This is a genomic window from Curtobacterium sp. Arg-1 (assembly GCF_025643395.1).
GTDB classification, from domain to species: Bacteria; Actinomycetota; Actinomycetes; order Actinomycetales; family Microbacteriaceae; genus Curtobacterium; species Curtobacterium poinsettiae.
In genome coordinates, this window is the sequence record NZ_CP095731.1 from 1,526,093 (window position 1) to 1,543,552 (window position 17,460).

A 17,460-nucleotide genomic window follows, 5' to 3' on the forward strand; every position below is an offset into this window, starting at 1 on the left:
GAATGGACGCTGCCTGATGGATCTCCCCGTTCTCTGGTTCGCGATCGTCGGCGTCTTCTTCGTCGGCTACTTCGTCCTCGACGGATTCGACTTCGGTGTCGGCATGTCCCTGCCGTTCCTCGGCAAGGACGACACCGACCGTCGGGTCCTGATCAACACCATCGGCCCGGTCTGGGACCTCAACGAGACCTGGGTCATCGTGGCCGGCGCCTGCCTGTTCGCGGCGTTCCCGGAGTGGTACGCCACGATGTTCTCCGGGTTCTACCTGGCGCTGTTGCTCATCCTCGCCGCGCTCATCGCCCGAGGGGTGTCGTTCGAGTACCGGCACCAGAACAAGCACCTCGAGTGGAAGCGCCGCTTCGACCTGATGATCATCGTCGGCAGCGCCGTGCCGTCGTTCCTGTGGGGCGTCGCGTTCGGCAACGTCGTCCGTGGCATCCCGATGGACGCCGGGCACAACTACACCGGCACGATCTTCGACCTGCTCAACCCGTTCGCGCTGCTGACCGGTGCCGCGACGCTGCTGGTGTTCTTCACCCACGGTGTCGTCTTCGTCGCGCTGAAGACCGAGGGCGACATCCGCGAACGCGCCAAGCGCCTGGCGACCCGGGCCGGCATCGTCTCGATCGTCGTCGGCGCCACGTTCCTGGTGTCGATGGCCTTCGTCCGCGCCACCCCGGCCTCGCTGGTGCTCTCCGTGGTCGCCGCCCTGGCCCTGGTGCTCGCGGTGCTCTGCAACGCCTGGGGCAAGGAGGGACGCGCCTTCACCCTGATGGCAGTCACCATCGCCGCGATCGTGCTCGCGATGTTCACGGCGATCTTCCCCGACGTGATGCCCGCTTCGAACGACGTCGCGAACAGCCTGAACGTGTACAACGCCTCGTCCGGGTCGTACACGCTGAGCGTGATGAGCTGGGTCGCGCTGATCTTCGTGCCGCTGGTCTTCGCCTACCAGGCCTGGACCTACTGGATCTTCCGCAAGCGTGTCTCCCGCGCCCAGATCACCGCGGCAGCGCACTAGGCATCCGACGATGAAGCCCCTCGACCCCCGACTCCTGCGGCTGTCCCGGACCGCGCGCGGCTTCATCGTCGCGGCCGCCGGCACGGGGGTCCTGCGCACGCTCGCGACCATCGGGATCGCGTGGGGGATCGCCGCGGCCGTCACCCTCGGGGTCGACGCCGTGCACGACGGCACGGTGCCGGCCGCGTTCGGGCAGGCGCTCGCCCTGCTCGGCGGGGCGTTCGTCCTGCGGGCAGTGGCGGCGTGGGCCACCGACGACCTGGCAGCCCGCGCCGCGGCGAAGGTGAAGAGCGAGATGCGCACGACGGTGCTCGCCCGTGCCGCCGAGCGCGGTCCGTCGTGGCTCGCCGGCCGGTCGAGCGCTGGCTTCGCCACCACGCTCGGCCCCGGACTCGACGCCCTCGACGCCTACTTCGGCCGGTACCTGCCGCAGCTCGCGCTCACCGCGATCGCGACGCCGGTGCTCCTGGTCGCGATCGGCGTGGGCGACCTGACCAGCGGGCTGATCATCCTGTTCGCCCTGCCGGTGATCCCGGTCTTCATGATCCTGATCGGCCTGGCCACGCAGTCGCTGCAGCGGAAGCAGTCGGACGCCCTCGCGAAGCTGGGTGGCGCCTTCACCGAGGCGGTCGAGGGGCTCGCCACGCTCAAGGTCTTCGGTCGTGCGCGCCGCCAGGTCGGTCGCATCGGGGCGGTCACCGACGAGTACCGCCGCGGCACGATCGGCGTGCTCCGGCTGTCGTTCGTGAGCGGCTTCGCGCTCGAGCTCGCCGCGAGCCTGTCCGTCGCACTGGTCGCCGTCTCGATCGGCATCCGCCTGGTGGACGGCTCGCTCGGCCTCGGCGCCGCGATGTTCGTGCTCGTCCTGGCACCCGAGGCCTTCGCCCCCATCCGCCAGGTCGGCGCGGACTTCCACGCCGCCCAGGACGGCGTCGAGGCGTCGGCCGCGGTGCTCGACGTCCTGGCGGACGACGCCGACGACGGTGACGCCCCGGCCCCGGCCCCGGCCCCGGCCCCGGGCCGCAGCATCCGGGTGCACAGCGGCGGGAGCGAGACCGACACCGACGGCGCCGAAGCCGCCACCGCCCTGGACGTCCGCGGGCTCACCGTCCGCCGCGCCGACGTCGTGATCGGGCCGTTCGACCTGCACGCCGAACCGGGCACCGTCGTCGTGCTCGCCGGCCCGAGCGGCTCCGGCAAGTCCAGCATCATCGCCGCACTCCGCGGTGTCCTGCCCCACGACGGCACCGTCACCGTGCCCGGCCCGGCCAGCGCATCCGTCGCCGAGCGCACCACCTGGGCCGACCAGCGGCCACGTCTCGTGCGCGGGACGATCGCCGAGAACGTCGCGCTCAGCGCGACCCCGGACGACGCCGACGTGCGCACCGCGCTGGGCGACGCGGGGCTGGGACTCGACCCGGGCCTCCCGGTCGGCGCCGGTGGCAGCGGACTGTCCGGCGGCCAGGCGCAGCGCGTCGCCGTCGCCCGCGCGCTGTACCGCGTACGCCGCGCCGCCACACCCCTCGTGCTGCTCGACGAGCCGACGTCCGCACTGGACGCCGAGGCCGAGGCGCGCGTCGTCGCCGCCGTCCGTGGCCTGGCGGCCGGCGGCGCCGTCGTCGTGGTCGCCAGCCACCGACCGGCGGTCGTCGCCGCGGCCGACGTCCGCGTCGACATCGCGGTCGGCGGATCCGTGACGGTCCGCAGGGGGGTGCGCGCATGAGCCGGGAGGCCCGTGGCGGCTCCGTCCTGCGGCTCGCGATGCCGCACGGGTCGGGTTGGGCGAAGGCGGTCGCCGCCGGCTCGCTCAGCGCCGTCTGCGCCGTCGCGCTCCTCGCCGCCAGTGGCTACCTGATCACCCGCGCCGCCGAGCACCCGCCGATCCTGTACCTGACGCTCGTGATGGTCGGCGTGCGTGCGTTCGCGCTGGGGCGCGCCGTGCTGCGCTACGTCGACCGGCTCGCCGGGCACGACGCCTCGTTCCGGCAACTGGCCGTGGTGCGGACCGAGATGTACCGGCGGCTCGCGTCGATCGCGCCCGCCGGGCTCGGCCGCACCGGTCGCGGAGACCTCATGACGCGCCTGGTGACCGACACCGACCGGCTGCAGGACCTGCCGATCCGCGTCGTCGGCCCGCTCGTGTCCGCCGGGGTCGTCGCGGTGCTGTCGGTCGTCGCCGTGGCGCTCGTGTCGGTGCCGGCCGCGCTCGTGCTCGTCCTCGCGCTGGCGGTCGCTGCCCTGGTCGGCACGATCGTCACCCGGTCGATCGCCGAGCGCTCGGACCGCGAGACCGCCGCCGATCGTGGTCGTGTCGCCGACCTCGTGCTCGACACCGTCCGCACGCTCGACGTCTTCGCCGCCTACGGCACGCTCGACGAACGGCTCGCGCACATCGCCCGGCTCGATGCCGGCGTCACCCGGGCCGTCCGGCGCCGCGGCACGGTCGAGTCGCTCGTCGGTGCCCTGGTCGGACTGGTCGGTGGCGGTGCGGTGATCGGGATCCTCGCCGTCGGTGCCCCTGCCGTCGTGTCGGGTGCGCTCGACGGTCCGCTCTGGGCCCTGGCGGTCTTCGTGCCGCTCGCGCTCTTCGAGGTCGTCGGGACCGTCCCGCTCGCCGTCCTGACGCTCCGCCGGGTGCGTGCTGCCGCCGACCGGGTCGAGCAGGTGGTGCCCGCCGAGGTGCCCGCCGGCATCGTCCCCGAGCCCGACGAGGACGCCGACCCGGCGTCGCTCGTGGTCGAGGGGTCGGTCACGCTCGCCGTGCAGGACCTGACCGTCCACTGGCCCGGCGCCGCCGAGCCGGCGGTCGACGGGGTCTCGTTCACGCTCACCCCCGGCGAGGTCGTCGTCCTGCAGGGGCCGAGCGGCGCCGGCAAGTCCACGCTCGTCGACGCGCTCGTCCGGTTCGTGGAGCACGACGGCTCCTACACGCTCGACGGCGTCGAGGCGCGGGCGATGCACCCCGACGCCGTGCGGGCCCGTGTCGGCCTGATCGAACAGGACCCGTTCGTGTTCGACCAGTCGGTGCGGCAGAACCTGCTCTTCGCCCGCGAGACCGCCACCGACGACGAGCTCCTCGCCGTGCTCGACCGGGTCGGCCTGGGGGACTGGGTCGTCCGACGGGGTGGGCTCGACGCCTCGGTCGGGGAACGCGGCGTGCTCGTGTCCGGCGGGCAGGCGCACCGGCTCGCCCTGGCCCGAGCGCTGCTGCACGCGTTCCCGGTGCTGGTGCTCGACGAACCGACCGCCGACGTCGACCCCGACCTCGGCGACTCGGTGCTTCGCGACCTCGTCACCACCGCCCGCGCAGCGGGTCGGTCGGTCGTCATCGTGTCGCACGTCCCGGTGGCGCCGGACCTGGTCGACCGCACCCTGCGGATGCGGGACGGACGCCTGCTCGCCGGGTGAGCCGAGGGGCGGACGCGGGACGGGCCTCCCGGCTTGTATCGTTGACGACCGTGACCACCGACCAGCACGCCGAGGACCCGAACGCCTACGACTTCCGTCGTATCCAGGAGAAGTGGCAGCCCCGCTGGGAAGCGCTCGGGCTCTTCACCACGGACCTCGACGACACCCGTCCGCGCAAGTACATCCTCGAGATGTTCCCGTACCCGTCCGGCGACCTGCACATGGGGCACGCCGAGAACTGGGCGCTCGGTGACTTCGTTGCGCGCTACTGGCGCCAGCAGGGCTTCAACGTGCTGCACCCGATCGGATGGGACTCGTTCGGGCTGCCCGCCGAGAACGCGGCGATCAAGCGCGGGGTGGACCCGAAGGACTGGACCTACGCGAACATCGAGCAGCAGAAGGCGTCCTTCAAGCGCTACGCGCCGTCGTTCGACTGGACCACCGAGATCCACACCTCGGACCCCGAGTACTACAAGTGGAACCAGTGGCTGTTCCTGAAGATGTACGAGAAGGGCCTGGCCTACCGCAAGGACAGCTGGGTCAACTGGGACCCGGTGGACCAGACCGTGCTCGCGAACGAGCAGGTCCTCGCCGACGGCACCTCGGACCGCTCCGGCGCCGTCGTCGTCAAGAAGAAGCTCACGCAGTGGTACTTCAAGATCACCGAGTACGCCGACCGGCTGCTCGACGACCTGAACCAGCTCGAGGGGCGGTGGCCGGCGAAGGTCATCGCGCAGCAGCGCAACTGGATCGGACGCTCGGTCGGCGCGGACGTCGACTTCGTGATCGAGGGCCGTGACGAGCCCGTCACGGTCTTCACCACCCGCCCGGACACGATCCACGGGGCCACGTTCCTGGTCGTCGCACCGGACTCCGACCTGGCGGCTGAGCTGGTCGCCGACCCGTCGGTGCCGTCCTCCGTCCGTGACGACTTCGACGCCTACCTGACGGCGACACAGAAGACGTCCGAGATCGACCGGCAGAACGCCGACCGCCCGAAGACCGGTGTGCCGCTCGGCCGTTCCGCGGTCCACCCGCTGACGGGGGAGCGCCTGCCGATCTGGGCCGCCGACTACGTGCTCGCCGACTACGGGCACGGCGCCGTGATGGCCGTGCCCGCACACGACCAGCGCGACCTCGACTTCGCGCGGGCGTTCGACCTGCCCGTCAAGGTCGTCGTCGACACCAACGCCGCCGTCACCGGCGCGATCCCGGTCATCCCCGAGGGTGCGACGCTCGACGACTTCGACGTGCCGACCCTCGACCCGGTCGCCACCGGCGAAGCGCTGACCGGCCAGGGCCGGATGATCAACTCCGGGCCGCTCGACGGCATGTCGAAGCAGCACGCCATCACCGCGGCCATCGCCCTGCTCGAGGAGCGCGGCACCGGCCGTGCCGCCAAGACCTACCGCCTGCGCGACTGGCTCATCTCGCGCCAGCGTTTCTGGGGCACCCCGATCCCGATCATCCACGGCGCCGACGGCACGGAGCACCCGGTGCCCGAGGACCAGCTGCCGATCGTGTTGCCCGACACCGAGGGCCTCGACCTCAAGCCGAAGGGCACCTCGCCCCTCGGCGGCGCGACCGACTGGGTGAACGTCCCGAACCCCGTCGACGGCACCCCGGCCCTCCGCGACACCGACACGATGGACACCTTCGTCGACTCGTCGTGGTACTTCCTGCGGTTCCTGTCGGCGCAGGACGACACCCAGGCGTTCGACCCGGCTGCCGCGCGGCGCTGGGCCCCGGTCGACCAGTACATCGGCGGCATCGAGCACGCGATCCTGCACCTGCTCTACGCCCGCTTCGTCACGAAGGTCCTGTTCGACCTCGGGTACCTCGACTTCACCGAGCCGTTCTCGGCGCTCCTCAACCAGGGCATGGTGCTGTCCGGCGGCTCGAAGATGTCGAAGTCGAAGGGTGGCGTCTCGCTCGGTGACGAGCTCGACGCGAACGGCGTCGACGCGATCCGCCTCGTGATGGGCTTCGCCGGTCCGCCCGAGGACGACATCAACTGGGAGGACGTCTCCCCGTCCGCGTCGGCACGGTTCCTGGCGCGCGCGTACCGGCTGGCGCTCGACGTCACGTCGTCGCGCGACGCCGTGTGGGCCGACGGCGACCGGGCACTCCGCCAGGTCACCCACCGGTTCCTCGCCGACGCCCCCGGCATGATGGAGGCGTTCAAGTTCAACGTCGTGATCGCACGACTGATGGACCTGGTGAACGTCACCCGCAAGGCGATCGACAGCGGCCCCGGCGCCGGTGACCCCGCCGTGCGTGAGGCCGTCGAGACCATCGCCCTCGCGTTGAGCGTCTTCGCGCCGTACACCGGCGAAGAGATGTGGGAGCGGCTGGGCTACGAGGCCACCGTCGCCACGTACGGCTGGCGGAAGGCCGACCCGACGCTGCTCGTGCAGGAGACCCTGACGGCCGTCGTGCAGGTCAACGGCAAGGTGCGTGACTCGTTCGAGGTGTCGAAGTCGATCGAGGCGGACGAGCTCGAGCAGCTGGCGCGGTCCTCGGCGAACGTGCAGCGGTACATCGGTGACCGCGAGATCGTGAAGGTGATCGTCCGGGCTCCGAAGCTCGTGAACATCGCCATCAAGGGGTAGCGACCGTCGCTGGCATCGTCCCTCACAGCGGGGGCGTTCGCGGCACCCGTCCACGGGTGCGACCTCCGGAGCCCGGCCGACGCGCCGGGCTCCGTAGCGTTCGGGGCATGTCGTCCCCGTCGCCCTCCGGACCCTGGTGGTCCCGCCTTGCGCTGTCACCACGGGCAGCCGTGGTGTTGGCGGCGGTCGTGGTGGTGGTCGCCGTCGTCGTGGTGCTCGTCGGGGCGCTGGTGTCGGGTGGCGGCGAGGGGACCGGGGGAACCGGTGGGGTCGTCGTGCGTGGGGCGCCGACGGCCAGCGCGGGTGGGGCGTCAGGCGCGCCGTCACCGTCTGCCGGTGCGTCTGCCGGTGCTGCTCCGTCCGCTCCTGGTGCCGGGCGCGTCGTGGTGCACGTGCTCGGTGCGGTGCGGCGGAGCGGTGTGGTCGAGCTGCCGGCAGCGAGTCGTGTCGGTGACGCCGTCCGACGTGCCGGTGGGGCGACGGACGACGCCGACCTCGACCGCCTGAACCTGGCCCGGGTGCTGACGGACGGCGAGCGGTTGTACGTGCCGCGGGTCGGCCAGCAGGAGGTGCCCGAGGCGCTCGGACCGGTGACGGGAGGTGGCACCGCCGGGTCAGCAGGCGACACCGACGCCGCCACCGGGGCTGGCGAGACCGGGGCCGAGGGGTCGGTCGTCGATCTGAACACCGCCGACCAGGCCGCCCTCGAGACCCTGCCCGGCATCGGCCCCGGGCTGGCCGGACGGATCATCGCCTGGCGGGACGAGCACGGTCGGTTCGGCTCGGTCGAGGACCTGCTCGACGTCAGCGGGATCGGTGACGTGCGGTTCGCCGAGCTGCGCGATCGCGTGCGGGTCTGAGGCGCGCGTGCAGCTCGCACCGAGCGCGATCGACCTGCGGGTCGCGGCGCCCGTCGCCGTCGTGTGGATCCTGACCGCCCTGCTCACCGGAGCGCCCCACGTCGCCCCGGTGGTCGCCGGGGTCGCCGTGCTCGTGACCGGTGTGAGCGGCATCGCGCTCCGCACGCGACGCTGCGGCGGGGCCGTGCGGGGCGTCGCCGGGCTGGTCCTCGTCGCCGGGGCGCTGGCCACGCTGCTCGCGGTGTCGGTCACCGTGGGGGATTCCCGACGGGCCCCGGAGGGACTGCGTGCCCTCGTCGCCGGTCCGGACGCCGGGCGCGTCGAGGTCGAGGCGGTGCTGTCCCGCGACCTCGTGCCGGGGGACCGCTCCGTCACCGCCACGCTCGTGCGTGCCGACGGGCTCGACGGGCTCCGCGCGCCGGTCCGGCTCGTGCCCGACCTGCACGGTGACGCACCCGGTGCCGTGCTGGCGGCCGGGGCTCGGGTCACCGGGTCCGCCGCCGTGCAGCCCGACCAACCGGGATCGGCGACCGCCTTCGTGGCGTTCCTGCGCGGGACACCGTCATCGGAGCCCCCCACCGGGCTGCTCGGCGCCACCGACACCGCCCGACAGGCGTTCGTCCGGGCCACGGCCGACCTGCCGCAGCCGGGGGCGGCACTGCTGCGGGGGCTGGCGATCGGCGACCGTTCCGGCCTCGACCCGGGGACCGAGGCGGCGATGGAGACCTCGGCGCTGACGCACCTGACGGCGGTGTCCGGGGCGAACTGCGCCGTGGTGGTCGGGCTGGTGGTCGTCCTCGGCCGTGCCTGCGGGCTGCCGCGCGGGCTCCGGGCCGCGGTGGCCGTCGTGGTGCTCCTGGCGTTCGTCGTCCTGGTGCGGCCCGACCCCTCGATCGTCCGGGCGACGGTGATGGCGATCGTGGTGCTGGTCGTGCACCTCGCCGGCAGACCCGTGCGGGGCGTGCCGCTCATCGCACTCGCCGCGATCGGCATGCTCGTGGTGGATCCCTGGTTCGCGCGGTCGTTCGCGTTCGCCCTGTCCGTGCTCGCCACGAGCGGCATCGTGGTGCTCGGCCCACCGCTCACCGAGCTGCTGGCGCGTCGCGTGTGGCCGCCGGTCGCCGCCGCACTGGCGATCCCCGTGGCGGCCCAGGTGGCGTGCTGGCCCGTGACGATCCCACTGTCGGCAGCGCTCCCGACCTACGCGGTGCCGGCGAACCTGCTGGCGGAGCCGTTCGCGCCGGTCGTCACGGTGATCGGACTCGCCGCGTGCACCGTCGCACCGGTGTGGCCGGCGGGTGCCCAGGCGCTCGCGGCCGTCGCGTGGGTGCCCGCTGCTGCCGTCGGGGGCATCGCGCACGGGGCGGCCGCCCTGCCGCACGCCTCGGCGCCGTGGCCGGCCGGAGTGCTCGGTGTGGCAGCCGCCGTGCTGGTGTGCGGCTGCATCGCGACGGCCGTGCTGGTCCGGGGCCGGATCGGCTCCCGAATGCTGCTCGCCGCAGGGTCCGTGCTCGTGGTCGGTGTCGCAGCGGTCTCCGTCCCGGTGCTCGTGGTGCGCGGCTCCGTCCCCGGCGACTGGTCGGTGGCCGCGTGCGACGTCGGGCAGGGTGACGCCGTGCTGCTCCGCGGCGGCGACGCCGTTGCCCTCGTGGACACCGGCGACGACGAGGAACGGCTCCTGGCGTGCCTGGACCTGCTCGGGATCAGCCGGATCGACCTGCTCGTCCTGACGCACTTCGACCGCGACCACGTCGGCGCGGTGGGAGCCGTGGCGGACACGGTCGAGACCGCCCTGGTCGGACCCGTCGGCCGCGCGTCGGACGGCCGGGTGGTCGACGACCTGCTGAGTGCGGGCGTGGACGTCCGGACGGCCGACGACCGGGTCTCCGGCACCCTCGGGCCGCTCGCCTGGCGGGTCGCGTGGCCCCTGGCCGGCACCCGTGACGCCGGCAACGACGCGAGCATCGTGCTGGTCACCGGGCCGGCGGACGGCAGTGCCTGCGCCACGTGTCTGACCGGGGTCTTCCTCGGTGACCTGGGGGAGTCGTCGCAACGCCGGCTCCGGAACTCCGGGGGACTGCCGGCGGGGCCGATCGACGTCGTGAAGGTGGCGCACCACGGCTCGGCGGACCAGGACCCGCAGCTCTACCGGGGGCTCGCCGCGCGCGTCGGGCTGATCGGGGTCGGCGCGGACAACACGTACGGGCACCCGACCGCGTCGGCCCTCGACGTGCTCGATGCCGCCGGCACGCTGCCGCTCCGCACCGATCAGCGCGGAACCGTCGTGCTCGCTCGGTCCGGCGCCGACGAGGTGCGGGTGTGGACGGAACGCTCGCCGTCGGCGGCCGCCCGTAGGATCGACGGTGCACCACTCGACCCGGCACCGTCCGGGCCGGCACCACCGGAAGGACCACATGGCCGCCAAGAAGCCCGCGCGCGCCGCAGCGAAGATCGACCAGGTGCCCTGGTCGGGGATCCGTCCGGCGCCCGTCGTGCTCATCACCGGGCCCGAAGCGTTCCTCGCCGACCGCGCCCGCGGTGTGCTGAAGGACCTGCTGCAGGGCGAGGACCCCGCGCTCGAGGTGCACGACCTCGAAGCCGACCAGTACGCCCCCGGGCTGCTCGCCACCCTCGCCAGCCCGTCGCTGTTCGGCGAGCCGCGACTGGTGCAGGTGACCAACGTCGAGAAGTGCACCGACGCCTTCATCACCGAGACGATCTCGTACCTGCAGGCCCCCGCCGACGACGTCACCCTGGTGCTCCGGCACGGCGGCGGCATGCGCGGCAAGAAGCTCCTCGACACGATCCGCAGCGGCGTCGGCGGCGGGGTCGAGGTGCTCTGCGACGAGCTCAAGCGCGAGACCGACCGCATCGACTTCGTGAACGCCGAGTTCCGGGCCGCACGACGCCGGATCGCCCCGTCCGCCGTCCGTACCCTGGTGACCGCGTTCGCCGACGACCTCGCCGAACTGGCCGCGGCGTGCCGGCAGCTCCTGGCGGACGAGGCCGAGGAGATCACCGACAAGGTCGTCGACAAGTACTACGGCGGCCGCGTCGAGACGAACGCGTTCAAGGTCGCCGACATCGCGCTCGCGGGTCGGTCGGCACCGGCGATCGTCGAGCTGCGCCACGCCCTGGCCACCGGCGAAGCCCCCGTGCCGATCGTCGCCGCGTTCGCGAGCAAGATCCGCACGATGGCGAAGGTCAGCGCGTTCCGGGGCCCGAGCGGGCAGGCGGCCTCGGCGCTCGGCATGGCGCCGTGGCAGGTGCAGCGCGCACAGCGTGACGTCGCAGGCTGGAGCGAGTCCGGGTTGGCGAACGCGATCATCAGCATCGCCGAAGCGGACACCGCGGTGAAGGGCGGCTCGCGCGACGCGCACTACGCGCTCGAGGTCATGGTCCGCACCATCGCCCGACGCGGCGAGCCCCGCTGAGGCGAGTCGCGCCTCCCGGCCTTCCCGCGCCCGTCGGCCGGCGCTTCGTGAGCAGAAGGGGTCGGGTCCGCCATCGCGACCCGACCGTTTCTGCTCACGAAGCGAACCACACGCGCGCAGCGCGCACAGCGCCCCACGCACGACGAAGGCCCCGCACCAACGGTGCGGGGCCTTCGGACCAGAAGGGTCAGGGCGTCAGAGCGACGAGACCTTCTTCGCGATGGCCGACTTGCGGTTCGCGGCCTGGTTCTTGTGGATGACACCCTTGCTCACGGCCTTGTCGAGCTTCTTCGACGCCAGGGCCAGGGCCGCGACGGCCTTGTCCTTGTCACCGGCGGCGACGGCGTCGTTGGCACGACGGATGTGCGTCTTGAGCTCCGACTTGTACGCCTTGTTGCGCTCGGTGGCCTTGAGGTTGGTCTTGATGCGCTTGATCTGCGACTTGATGTTCGCCATGAATTGCTCCTGCTCGTCTCGTACGGGTGGGCGCGACCGCAGGGTAGAGGGGCCCTTGGTCGCATCGCGTTCCACCCGTGGGCGGGGAACGCGGAAGCCAGCCACCAACACTACCAGGCCGCGGGGCCGCCACCAAAGCACGAAACACCGCCGGATCGGCGGAAGCCCGCGGCCGACCGCGCCGAAACGCCGTGGCAACACGCAGCGGATAGCGTGACGGACATGCCCTCCCTCGCACCGCGCATCGACACCGTGCCCGCCTCCGGCATCCGGAGGGTCTTCGAGCAGGCGGCCCTGCTGCAGTCGAGCGGCACCGACGTCACGATGCTCGTGATCGGCGAGCCGGACGTCCCGGTGGCGCCGCACATCGGCGAGGCGGCCCGTCGTGCGTGGACCGAGGACCGCACCGGGTACACCCCGAACGGCGGGATCGCGCCGCTCCGCGAGGCCGTCCGCGACAAGCTCCGCCGTGAGAACCGGATCGAGGCCGACCTCGAGCAGATCTGGATGACGATCGGCGCGACGCAGGCGCTGTTCCAGGCGATGACGCTCACCCTGAGCCCGGGTGACGAGGTGCTCGTGCCGGACCCCGGCTACACGACGTTCACGATGAACGCCCACATCATCGGGGCGACGCCGGTGCCGTACCGGCTGGAGCCGCAGCACGGGTTCGAGCCCGACCTGCCGGCCCTCGAGGCGGGCGTCACCGAACGCACCCGGGTGCTCGTCGTGAACTCGCCGTCGAACCCGCTCGGTTCGGTGTTCGGCGAGGAGACCCTCCGTGCGCTCCTCGCCTTCGCGAAGCGGCACGACCTCTGGGTGATCAGCGACGAGGTCTACGAGTACTTCACCTACGGCACCCGCCACGTCAGCCTGGCCGCGCTCGACGAGGACGACCGCGTGTTCTCGGCGTTCTCGCTGAGCAAGACGTACGCGATGACCGGTGTCCGTGTCGGGTACCTCGTCACCCCGAAGGGCCTCGGCGCGACGATGCGGACCACGCAGGAAGCGATGATCAGCTGCGTCGCCGAACCCGACCAGTACGCGGCCCTCGCGGCGATCGTGGGGGACCACTCCGCGGTGCGCGACGCCCGGGAGCACTACCGCGCGAACCTCGAGGTCGCGAAGGAGACGCTCGACGCCGCCGGCATCCGGTACCTCGACCCGCGCGGGGCGTTCTACCTGTGGATCGACATGTCGCACGCTTCCGACGGCGACATCGCCGAGTGGGCGCTCGGGTTCCTGCAGCGTGAACGGGTCGCCGTCGCGCCGGGCAGCGCCTTCGGACGCTCCGGCGAGGGGTGGATCCGCGTCTGCCTCGCAGCCACCGCGGACGACCTGCGGCGCGGCTTGGGCGCGCTGCCGGCTCCGGCGCACGCGGCCGTCTGACGCGGTCCACACGGCGGGGAGGCCCGGTGCCGGTCGGCAGGACGGCGCACGGTGCGCGGTCCTCCACCTGGTGCTAGGATGCTCGCCCCGTGCCGCGCAGCATCCGGTCACCGGGGGGTCAACGGCGCACGGACCCGCCGACCTCGCACCGTGCGGGGTCCGGCACGCCGACGCGAGAGCGCACCGGAAGCGGATCAACCGCGCACCGTGCGTAGCGGACGCGCGCCGTGCCTCCAGGGCGGGTGAAGCGTGGGAGACTGTTGCGACCGTCCGACCCACCTGAGGAACCGTGAGCCCACAAGCATCCGCTCCGCTGGAGCCCGCAGCGACCCCGGCCGACGCGATCCGCAACTTCTGCATCATCGCGCACATCGACCACGGCAAGTCGACGCTGGCCGACCGCATGCTGTCGATCACCGGCATCGTCGAGGACCGCGCGATGCGTGCGCAGTACCTCGACCGCATGGACATCGAGCGCGAGCGCGGCATCACGATCAAGTCGCAGGCCGTCCGCATGCCGTGGGAACTCGACGGTGAGACCTTCGCGTTGAACATGATCGACACCCCCGGGCACGTCGACTTCTCGTACGAGGTCTCGCGGTCCCTGGCGGCGTGCGAGGGCGCCATCCTGCTCGTCGACGCCGCGCAGGGCATCGAGGCGCAGACGCTCGCGAACCTGTACCTGGCGCTCGAGAACGACCTCGAGATCATCCCGGTCCTCAACAAGATCGACCTGCCCGCGGCCGAGCCGGACAAGTACGCCGCCGAGCTCGCGCAGCTCATCGGTGGCAAGCCCGAGGACGTCCTCCGGGTCTCCGGCAAGACGGGCGTCGGCGTGTCCGAGCTCCTCGACCTGGTGGTCCGCCGCGTGCCGGCCCCCGTCGGCGACGCCGAGGCCGCGCCCCGCGCGATGATCTTCGACTCGGTCTACGACAGCTACCGCGGCGTCGTCACCTACGTCCGCATGATCGACGGCACCATCTCGCCCCGCGAGAAGGTCCAGATGATGTCGACCAAGTCGACGCACGAGATCCTGGAGATCGGGGTCTCGAGCCCGGAGCCGAAGCCCACCAAGGGCCTGTCGGTCGGCGAGGTCGGCTACCTGATCACCGGCGTGAAGGACGTCCGCCAGTCGAAGGTCGGCGACACCGTCACCAGCGCGCAGAAGCCCGCGACCCAGGCACTGCCCGGCTACACCGACCCGAAGCCGATGGTCTTCTCGGGCCTGTACCCGATCGACGGCAGCGACTACCCGGTGCTCCGCGAAGCGCTCGACAAGCTCAAGCTCTCCGACGCCGCACTGGTCTACGAGCCGGAGACCTCGGTCGCGCTCGGCTTCGGGTTCCGCTGCGGGTTCCTCGGGCTGCTGCACCTCGAGATCATCACCGAGCGGCTGTCCCGCGAGTTCGGCCTCGACCTCATCACCACCGCCCCGAGCGTGATCTACGAGGTCACGACCGAGGACAACGCCGTGACCGAGGTCACGAACCCCTCGGAGTTCCCGACCGGGCGCATCGTCGAGGTCCGCGAGCCGATGGTCCGCGCCGCGATCCTGGCGCCGAAGGACTACGTCGGCGCGATCATGGAGCTCTGCCAGCAGCGCCGTGGCTCCCTGCTCGGCATGGAGTACCTCGGCGAGGACCGCGTCGAGATCCGCTACGAGATGCCCCTCGGCGAGATCGTCTTCGACTTCTTCGACCAGCTGAAGAGCAAGACGCAGGGGTACGCATCGCTCGACTACGAGCCCACCGGCGACCAGGCCGCCGACCTCGTCAAGGTCGACATCCTGCTGCAGGGCGACCAGGTCGACGCGTTCAGTGCGATCGTGCACCGCGACAAGGCGTACGCCTACGGCACGCTCATGACCGAGCGGCTGCGCAAGCTCATCCCGCGCCAGCAGTTCGAGGTGCCGATCCAGGCCGCCATCGGCGCCCGCATCATCGCCCGCGAGAGCATCCGAGCCATGCGCAAGGACGTCCTGGCCAAGTGCTACGGCGGTGACATCACCCGCAAGCGCAAGCTCCTCGAGAAGCAGAAGGAGGGCAAGAAGCGCATGAAGACCATCGGTCGGGTCGAGGTCCCGCAGGAAGCCTTCATCGCGGCGCTCTCCGGCGACGTCGAAGAGAAGAAGAAGTAGCGCCGGTTCAGCCGGTGTGGCGGGCGCGGGCCCGCAGGGCGGCCAGGCCGAGAGCCGGGAGGCTCGCCGCAGCCAGTCCCGCCAGTGCGGTCCGCAGGATGGCCCAGTGGGCAGCCGCGTCGAAGTCGGTCTGTCGGCCCGAGGTGACCCCGGCGGCCACGGCGCCGACCACCATCGCGAGGGTCACCACCGCGAGGGCGAGCGGGAGCCGTCGGCCCGGGTGACGACGCACCGCGGACACCAGCGCGGCACCGAACAGCAGCACCCCGGCGCCGGCACAGCTGGCCCCGACGGCGGCGATGAGGTTCGCGGTGTCGAAGCCGGTCCACGCCTCGGGGGCGAGTGCGACGGCGGCGTACCGGGCGGGGGACGCCGCAGCCGAGGTCGTCACGTCCACCAGCACCCGGGCGGCGGCCGCCAGGCCGAACGCGACGAGCGTGAGCACGGCGAGGGCAGCGGTCCGGCGGTCGACGGACCGCGGGCGGGCGGGGGTGGTGTGGGGCACCTGCTGACGATAGCCGCGTGGCGGGCGCTTGTCGGGCCTCCAGTTCGGGGCGCACCGGCGCCGCGCCGGTCGGGCGGAGCTGAGAGGGGATCGGTTCGATCCGGGGCGGCCCGCCCAAGTAGCATGGCGGCATGAGCATCCGCGGGAGCTACCGGACCGCCCTGACGTACGGCGCGGTGGGGGCGACCCAGGCGTCGGACCTCATGACCTACCCGCCCGAGGGCTTCACCCCGGCCGAGTCGCGCGCGCGGATCGGACACGGCGACCAGCGGTTCGAGACCGCCGTGGTGCAGGCACTGACGTGGCAGATCCAGGAGCGCAGCGGCGTGCGGGTCCGCGTCGAGGAGCAGCCCGACGACGACGAGGTCCGGTACAACCCGGTGACCTTCGACGACGACGGCGTGCCGATCGCTCCGGCGTCCATCGGGACGCCCCGGGTCGAGAAGTTCGCACCGGACGGCACACCGCTGCTGACGGCGGGCACGAGCGCGACCCTGACGATCCACGCCTTCGGGCAGACCGTGCTGGCACCGGTGCGGGTCGTGTCGATCATCGACGAGCACGACCGCAAGGGCTTCGCGTACGGCACGCTCGAGGGGCATCCGCTCTCCGGCGAGGAGTCGTTCGTCGTCGAGCGCACCCAGGACGGCTCGGTGTGGCTGCAGATCCGGCAGTTCTCGCAGCCGTCGAGCGCGAAGTGGCGTTTCGTCGCGCCGTTCGTACGCCGGCAGCAGAAGGTCATGGCGGAGAAGTACCTGGCGGCACTGCGGGGCGACTAGGCGCCGGGGCGCGCCTGTCGCGCCGGGGCCGCGCCTGTCGCGCCGGGGCCGCGCCTGTCGCGCGGGGGTCGTTGCCGTCGCGCCGGGCGCGACGCGCGTGGGTCGTGGCCGTCGCGCCGGGCGCGTCCGGCCACTGCTCAGCGCAGCGGCGGGAGCGCGGCGATCGCGTCCTCGATGAGCGCCGCGTCCTGCTGGCAGTCGCGCGCGACCGTCACGGCGTTCGTGTGCCGGAGCGCGTCGACGTCGTAGATGCCGGTCGCCACGGCCAGGAACGGGATGCCGGCGGCGTCGGCTGCCTCGCCGTCACGCGGGGTGTCGCCGACGATCACCGCCCGGGTGCCGACCAGGTCGGCGGCGGCACGGTGGGTGACCCCCGCCCGATCGACCTCGGTGTCGCCGAAGTACGAGTGCTCCCAGTCGAAGCCGTCGGGGTCGAACCCGGCGCCGGTGAGCTTCACCCGGGCGCGGTACTCCGAGTTGCCGGTGAGCAGCCCGTTGCGCCACCCGAGCTCGGCGAACCGGGTCAGGAGCGCCTTCGCTCCGGGGACGGGGCTGCGGTGGTCGCCGGAGGCGTGCCGTTCGGCGGTCAGGTCGTGCAGGTGCCGACTGACCGTGGGGATAAGGGTGTCCTCGAACGCGTGGGCGCGCACGTGCTCGGCGATGAGTCCGGCGTCGGTCCGGCCGTGCTGGTGCCCCACCCGCAGGGTGAGGTCGCGGCCCACCGCCCGCTCGAGGGCCAGGTGGTAGAGGTTGCCCGGGGACGACGCGTTCATCACGAGGGTGCCGTCGATGTCCCACAAGACCGTGGTGGGGACGGGATGGTGCTCCATGGCTCCCATCATGACGGACAATGGACTCC

12 protein-coding genes and 1 pseudogene are annotated in these 17,460 nt (G+C 72.4%); 10 read left to right on the forward strand and 3 right to left on the reverse strand.

Annotated features, from left to right (window positions below; genetic code table 11):
• Positions 1 to 16: 16 nt before the first annotated feature.
• From cydB to holA, 7 genes and pseudogenes are all read left to right on the forward strand, one after another.
• Complete coding sequence (gene cydB / locus MXD64_RS07345; RefSeq protein WP_263137339.1) at positions 17 to 1,021, forward strand: cytochrome d ubiquinol oxidase subunit II; 1,005 nt, start codon at positions 17 to 19, stop codon at positions 1,019 to 1,021.
• A 10-nt stretch (positions 1,022 to 1,031) separates the two neighbouring features.
• Positions 1,032 to 2,744: a thiol reductant ABC exporter subunit CydD gene (gene cydD, locus MXD64_RS07350; RefSeq protein WP_263137340.1), complete on the forward strand. Its 1,713-nt coding sequence runs from the start codon at positions 1,032 to 1,034 to the stop codon at positions 2,742 to 2,744.
• Positions 2,741 to 4,429 (forward strand): thiol reductant ABC exporter subunit CydC, encoded by a 1,689-nt coding sequence (cydC, locus tag MXD64_RS07355; protein ID WP_214519538.1) that lies wholly within the window; start codon positions 2,741 to 2,743, stop codon positions 4,427 to 4,429. Before cydD ends, cydC begins: the two co-directional genes overlap by 4 nt.
• Positions 4,430 to 4,479: 50 nt before the next feature.
• Positions 4,480 to 7,041 (forward strand): leucine--tRNA ligase, encoded by a 2,562-nt coding sequence (leuS, locus tag MXD64_RS07360; RefSeq protein WP_159556481.1) that lies wholly within the window; start codon positions 4,480 to 4,482, stop codon positions 7,039 to 7,041.
• Between the two features lie 107 nt (positions 7,042 to 7,148).
• Positions 7,149 to 7,901 carry a ComEA family DNA-binding protein gene (locus MXD64_RS07365; protein ID WP_159556479.1) on the forward strand — a complete coding sequence of 251 codons (753 nt, stop codon included), beginning with the start codon at positions 7,149 to 7,151 and terminating at the stop codon, positions 7,899 to 7,901.
• A 718-nt stretch (positions 7,902 to 8,619) separates the two neighbouring features.
• Positions 8,620 to 9,963: pseudogene (locus tag MXD64_RS17840) on the forward strand (ComEC/Rec2 family competence protein); the annotation flags it as partial.
• Positions 9,964 to 10,315: 352 nt separating this feature from the next.
• Positions 10,316 to 11,335: a DNA polymerase III subunit delta gene (holA, locus tag MXD64_RS07375; protein WP_017886661.1), complete on the forward strand. Its 1,020-nt coding sequence runs from the start codon at positions 10,316 to 10,318 to the stop codon at positions 11,333 to 11,335.
• 195 nt (positions 11,336 to 11,530) lie between these two features.
• Here holA and rpsT read toward each other — a convergent pair whose 3' ends face one another.
• Positions 11,531 to 11,791, reverse strand: coding sequence for a 30S ribosomal protein S20 (gene rpsT, locus MXD64_RS07380; RefSeq protein ID WP_017886662.1), 261 nt, complete (start codon positions 11,789 to 11,791; stop codon positions 11,531 to 11,533).
• A 222-nt stretch (positions 11,792 to 12,013) separates the two neighbouring features.
• Between rpsT and MXD64_RS07385 the strand changes: the two genes are divergently transcribed.
• A complete protein-coding gene (locus MXD64_RS07385) occupies positions 12,014 to 13,180 on the forward strand; it encodes a pyridoxal phosphate-dependent aminotransferase (protein ID WP_263137342.1) in 1,167 nt (388 codons plus the stop codon).
• 289 nt (positions 13,181 to 13,469) lie between these two features.
• On the forward strand, positions 13,470 to 15,317 hold the full coding sequence (lepA, locus tag MXD64_RS07390; RefSeq protein WP_056068283.1) for a translation elongation factor 4: 1,848 nt from the start codon (positions 13,470 to 13,472) through the stop codon (positions 15,315 to 15,317).
• Positions 15,318 to 15,324: 7 nt separating this feature from the next.
• Here the strand turns inward: lepA and MXD64_RS07395 are convergent, their stop codons facing one another.
• Entirely contained in the window at positions 15,325 to 15,822 is a 498-nt protein-coding gene (locus MXD64_RS07395; RefSeq protein ID WP_214519541.1) for a hypothetical protein, read from the reverse strand.
• Positions 15,823 to 15,953: 131 nt separating this feature from the next.
• Here MXD64_RS07395 and MXD64_RS07400 point away from each other — a divergent pair, with 131 nt between their 5' ends.
• On the forward strand, positions 15,954 to 16,601 hold the full coding sequence (locus MXD64_RS07400) for a DUF1990 family protein (RefSeq protein ID WP_017886666.1): 648 nt from the start codon (positions 15,954 to 15,956) through the stop codon (positions 16,599 to 16,601).
• Between the two features lie 137 nt (positions 16,602 to 16,738).
• On the opposite strand, the gene MXD64_RS07405 is transcribed toward MXD64_RS07400, so the two are convergent.
• Positions 16,739 to 17,431: an HAD family hydrolase gene (locus MXD64_RS07405; protein WP_071251394.1), complete on the reverse strand. Its 693-nt coding sequence runs from the start codon at positions 17,429 to 17,431 to the stop codon at positions 16,739 to 16,741.
• Between the last annotated feature and the right edge of the window lie 29 nt (positions 17,432 to 17,460).

Excerpts from the sequence above, each read along its gene's own strand:
- cydB (WP_263137339.1), top strand. The coding sequence starts at position 17 with ATGGATCTCCCCGTTCTCTGGTTCGCGATCGTCGGCGTCTTCTTCGTC.
- cydD (WP_263137340.1), top strand. The coding sequence starts at position 1,032 with ATGAAGCCCCTCGACCCCCGACTCCTGCGGCTGTCCCGGACCGCGCGC.
- cydC (WP_214519538.1), top strand. The coding sequence starts at position 2,741 with ATGAGCCGGGAGGCCCGTGGCGGCTCCGTCCTGCGGCTCGCGATGCCG.
- MXD64_RS07365 (WP_159556479.1), top strand. The coding sequence starts at position 7,149 with ATGTCGTCCCCGTCGCCCTCCGGACCCTGGTGGTCCCGCCTTGCGCTG.
- holA (WP_017886661.1), top strand. The coding sequence starts at position 10,316 with ATGGCCGCCAAGAAGCCCGCGCGCGCCGCAGCGAAGATCGACCAGGTG.
- rpsT (WP_017886662.1), bottom strand. The coding sequence starts at position 11,791 with ATGGCGAACATCAAGTCGCAGATCAAGCGCATCAAGACCAACCTCAAG.
- MXD64_RS07385 (WP_263137342.1), top strand. The coding sequence starts at position 12,014 with ATGCCCTCCCTCGCACCGCGCATCGACACCGTGCCCGCCTCCGGCATC.
- MXD64_RS07400 (WP_017886666.1), top strand. The coding sequence starts at position 15,954 with ATGAGCATCCGCGGGAGCTACCGGACCGCCCTGACGTACGGCGCGGTG.
- MXD64_RS07405 (WP_071251394.1), bottom strand. The coding sequence starts at position 17,431 with ATGGAGCACCATCCCGTCCCCACCACGGTCTTGTGGGACATCGACGGC.